This is a genomic window from Psychromonas sp., assembly GCF_983033635.1.
Genome location: NZ_CEZLMY010000216.1, coordinates 1 through 5,035, shown reverse-complemented (window position 1 = coordinate 5,035; position 5,035 = coordinate 1). Strand labels below are relative to the sequence as shown.

Here is a 5,035-nt window from a genome sequence, read left to right as displayed (position 1 = left end):
TCAAACCTCAGCCTCGTGATGCACAGCAGCTAGCTGATGTAGCTAAAGGCGGTTATGTACTATTAGATTCAGCTACGCCTGCTGAGATTATCTTGATTGCAACGGGTTCAGAAGTACAGCTTGCAGTTGAAGCTTACAATGAACTGACAGCGCAAGGTAAAGCGGTACGTGTTGTTTCTATTCCTTGTACAGATGTTTTTGAAACACAAAGCGCAGATTACAAAGAGTCTGTATTACCGGCTAGCGTTACTAAACGTATTGCAATTGAAGCGGGTATTGCGGATTACTGGTACAAATATGTAGGTCTGAACGGCAAAGTTATCGGTATGACAACATTTGGCGAATCAGCACCTGCTGAACAGTTATTTAAAATGTTCGGTTTCACGGTTGAAAATATCATCAATACAGCTAATGCTTTATAAGCAAGTTTAAGTACTAAAAAGAAATTTTATTATCAATAATTGAAGGAGTTTTAATTATGTCAGATGTATTTCATTTAGGGTTAACTAAAAAAATGTTAGACGGGGCGAGCTTGGCAATTGTACCAGGCGATCCTGAACGTGTTAAAAAAATCGCAGAACTGATGGAAGGTGCAACATTCCTTGCAAGTCACCGCGAATATACCAGCTACCTTGCTTATATCGATGGTAAAGCCGTTGTTATCTGTTCAACTGGTATTGGCGGCCCGTCAACCTCTATTGCGGTAGAAGAGCTAGCTCAACTAGGTGTCACTACCTTCTTACGTGTTGGTACAACGGGTGCAATTCAGCCGCAAGTAAATGTTGGCGATGTGATTGTCACGCAAGCTTCTGTTCGTCTTGATGGCGCGAGTCTGCATTTTGCGCCAATGGAATTTCCAGCGGTAGCAAACTTTGAATGTACAACTGCAATGGTTGCGGCTTGTCGTGATGCAGGTGTTGAACCGCATATCGGGGTTACTGCATCTTCTGATACTTTCTACCCTGGCCAGGAACGTTACGATACAGTTTCAGGTCGTATCACTCGTCAGTTTAAAGGTTCAATGCAGGAGTGGCAGGATCTTGGCGTACTTAACTATGAGATGGAATCATCGACGCTATTTACCATGTGTGCTTCACAAGGCTGGCGTGCGGCATGTGTTGCCGGTGTGATTGTAAACCGTACTCAGCAGGAGATTCCTGATGAAGCGACAATGAAGAAAACTGAAGTTAGCGCAATCTCGATTGTAGTTGCGGCGGCGAAAAAACTGCTAGTTTAAATCATCCTTATAACCCACTTCTAATATGGAAGTGGGTTATATAACTTCAACGAAATTAAGATTCACTTTACTTAAATATTTCTTGCAACAGGGAATATTTCAGTACAGTCCTGAAAACTGATCACTATAAATAAAGCTATTGACCATCATAAGGGAAACACATGATCACACTTGGCGAATACATAATTGAAAAACAGCAGGATTTCCCTGAAGCTAGCGGTGAATTATCATCCTTACTCAGTTCAATCCTATTAGCCACAAAAGTGGTAAATAGAGAAATCAATAAAGCTGGATTAGTTGATATTATAGGTGCTACAGGCGTTGAAAATATTCAAGGTGAAGTGCAGCAAAAAATGGATCTGTACGCAAACGAAACATTTAAAGCGGCACTCGAAGCGCGTGGCGAAGTTTGTGGTATTGCATCCGAAGAAGAAGATGAATTTATCATTTTTGACAGTGAGCGAGGTGTAAACAGCAAATATGTTGTATTAATGGATCCTCTTGATGGCTCAACAAATATTGATGTCAATGTATCTGTTGGCACGATTTTCTCAATTTATCGTCGCGTCAGCCCCCAGGGCAAACAAACAACATTAGAAGATTTTTTACAACCTGGCCACTGCCAAGTTGCGGCCGGCTATGTTGTTTACGGTTCATCAACCATGCTCGTTTATACCACAGGGCATGGTGTTCACGGCTTTACTTGTGATCCTTCTCTTGGGGTGTTTTACCTTTCCCATGAAAATATACGCATTCCGGAAAGTGGCCAAACCTACTCTATCAACGAAGGTAATTACCTTAAGTTTCCTGATGGTGTAAAAAAATACCTGAAATTCTGCCAGGAAATAGATCAGCCAACAAACCGCCCTTATACCTCTCGTTATATCGGCTCTCTGGTTTCTGATTTTCACCGTAATTTATTAAAAGGCGGCATTTATATCTATCCATCCACCGCATCGACACCAAAAGGAAAACTGAGATTATTGTATGAATGTAATCCGATGGCATTTTTGGTCGAACAAGCTGGCGGTAAAGCAAGTGATGGCTTTAAACGTATCATGGATATTGAGCCGACGGAGCTGCATCAGCGGGTTCCATTTTTCTGCGGAAGCACGAATATGGTAGAAAAAGCAGAAACAATGATGGAGCAATACTCTCCTGAAAGCAAAACCACAACAGAGAGTGAAAAAGCTAAAAAGTTAATCGCTTAACACATTTAAAATACTCTCCTTTTAAATGTGCCAAACTGCCTGAATATTATTATTAGGCAGTTTGGATCCCCCTTCATAAAATAATCTCCCCCTCTCAGCAAAAAGCAACAGAACCGCTGCTATTTATCCATAAAAAAATCGCGTTAACAGCTCAAAAACAGATAAACACCAAGTAAACAACAGATTTTGTAAACTGAACAAATAATCAATGAGAAATATTTATTCTATTGAGTTACCTCTCATTTTCTTAGTTGCTTAGTAAATAAACTGAACCTATTCAAAGCGCGGCATTTTTATAAATAGTAATAATTTGGACACTATTTATTAGAAAATTGATTTAATTTAATGGATGAAATTTATGAATAACAAACGTTTTACACTCGCAAGCTTAGCATTAGTTATCGCAGCAGGATGCTCAAGTTCAGCATTGGCTGAAACAGCTCAGCATGAGTGGATTAAAGATCAAGACTATAAGCTTACCATTCTGCATACCAATGATAACCACGGCAATTTCTGGCAGAATAAATATGGAGAACGCGGCATGGCTGCACGCGCCACTCTGATTAATAATATCCGCTCTGAAGTACAAGCTAAAGGTGGTTCACTGCTACTTTTATCTGGTGGAGATATTAATACAGGTGTCCCTGAGTCTGATCTGCTAGATGCGCAGCCCGATTTTATCGGTATGAATATGATTGGCTATGACGCGATGGCAGTCGGTAATCATGAGTTTGATAATCCGCTTGATGTACTGGCAAAACAAGCCGATTGGGCAGACTTCCCCTTCCTTGCCGCCAATATCTACAAAGACGGCAAACGCATGTTTGATGCTTATAAAATCTTTAATAAAAATGGCGTAAAGATTGCCGTTATCGGTTTAACCACTGAAGACACAGCCAAAATTGGTAATCCGGAATACATCAAACAAGTTAAATTTACCGATCCAAAAGTTGAAGCAAAACGTGTTATTGCTGAAATCAAAAGCAAACATAGCCCCGACGTAATCATTGCAACCACCCATATGGGACATTACCTCAATGGTGACAATGGCTCTAATGCTCCAGGTGATGTACAACTAGCTCGTTATCTTGAGGAAGGCTCCCTGGATATGATAATCGGCGGCCACTCTCAAGAGCCTGTATGTATGGAAGGCCCTAACCAATACGCTGACTTTAAACCGGGTCAATCATGTAAACCAGATGTGCAGAATGGCACCTATATCGTACAAGCCTATGAATGGGGGAAATATGTAGGTCGTGCAGATTACACTTTTAAAAATGGTGAATTCACTCTGCAGTCATATAACCTGATTCCGGTAAATTTGAAGAAAAAAGTTAAAAATGCTGAAGGTAAAAAGGTTCGCGTATTTATTCAAGATGAAATAGCACAAGACCAGTCTGTATTAAACACACTAAAACCATTCCAGGAAAAAGGCGAAGCAGCATTAAGTATTGTTATCGGTCAAAGCAATGGTTTACTGCAAGGCGAACGAAATATCGTGCGTAATAATCAGACTAACTTAGGACGTTTAATTGCCACTGCGCATATGCAGCGCGCTAAATCTGACTTTTCAATTATGAACTCAGGTGGTGTTCGAGCTTCTCTTGAAGCGGGTGAGATCTCTTATAAAGGCGTATTAACCGTGCAGCCATTTGGCAATACGATCACTTATGTCGATATGACAGGTAATGAAGTCATTAATTACCTGAACGAAGTTGCCACCAAAAGCAAAGACTCCGGTGCCTATGCACAATTTGCAGGCATTTCAATGACTGTCGCAAATAAACAGGTAACAAACGTTGTTATTGCCGGAAAACCGCTTGATCTAAGCGCCACATATCGTTTCACAATTCCATCATTTAATGCAGCAGGTGGTGACGGTTACCCGAAAATCACAGCTCATCCATCCTATGTCAACACAGGTTATGTAGATGCTGAAGTATTGAAAGACTACATCCAGGCAAACTCACCACTTGATATAGCTGATTTTGCTCCAAAAAATGAAATAACTTACCAATAACAAATTAATTAAGTAAGTAGCCACTCTCGACCCTAGTGCTGTTATAGTTTTTTTTACAGTCGGAGACAGAAGTGATTACTTACTTACAATTTACTATAAAAGCGCACAATAACGTGCATATAACATTAATTAAGGATAACAAAATGTTTAAAAAAACAGCCCTTTGCATAGCTCTCTCTGCACTGTTTGTAGGGGTAAATACACAAGCCGCCACTATCTATGAAAAAGATAATGGAGACAGCCTAAAGCTATATGGTGAAGTCGGTGTGGGCGGACACATTAGCCCTAACTATGAATATGCTGAATATTTCCAAGACAAAAGCTACGTAGATGACAGTTTTGCAACAATGGGCGTTAAAGGTAATTATCAGTCAGTTTATTACCGTCTAGAGCTTGATTACGAACGTGAAAACTGGAAATACGGTTCGGGTGATATGGTACTGAGCATCGATAAAATGTTTATCGGTTACCACATTACCGATAACCATGCTGTTGAATTCGGTTTAACAGATACCGCACTGGATGATTACGATAAATTTGGTGATTTTACCTTTGATACCACAGTAG

General features: G+C 40.2%; 4 protein-coding genes and 1 pseudogene. All 5 read left to right on the top strand.

The window, feature by feature from the left end:
- Nucleotides 1–422 (top strand): transketolase-like TK C-terminal-containing protein (locus AC4GME_RS17155; RefSeq protein ID WP_490379869.1); only part of this gene is annotated, 422 nt, incomplete at its 5' end.
- 56 nt (nucleotides 423–478) lie between these two features.
- Nucleotides 479–1,237, top strand: a complete 759-nt coding sequence (udp, locus tag AC4GME_RS17150; protein WP_490378833.1) for a uridine phosphorylase — start codon at nucleotides 479–481, stop codon at nucleotides 1,235–1,237.
- A gap of 161 nt (nucleotides 1,238–1,398) precedes the next feature.
- Entirely contained in the window at nucleotides 1,399–2,448 is a 1,050-nt protein-coding gene (gene fbp / locus AC4GME_RS17145) for a class 1 fructose-bisphosphatase (protein WP_490378834.1), read from the top strand.
- Nucleotides 2,449–2,806: 358 nt separating this feature from the next.
- Nucleotides 2,807–4,468 (top strand): bifunctional UDP-sugar hydrolase/5'-nucleotidase UshA, encoded by a 1,662-nt coding sequence (gene ushA, locus AC4GME_RS17140; RefSeq protein ID WP_490379868.1) that lies wholly within the window; start codon nucleotides 2,807–2,809, stop codon nucleotides 4,466–4,468.
- A gap of 143 nt (nucleotides 4,469–4,611) precedes the next feature.
- Nucleotides 4,612–5,035, top strand: a pseudogene (locus AC4GME_RS17135) (porin); the annotation flags it as partial.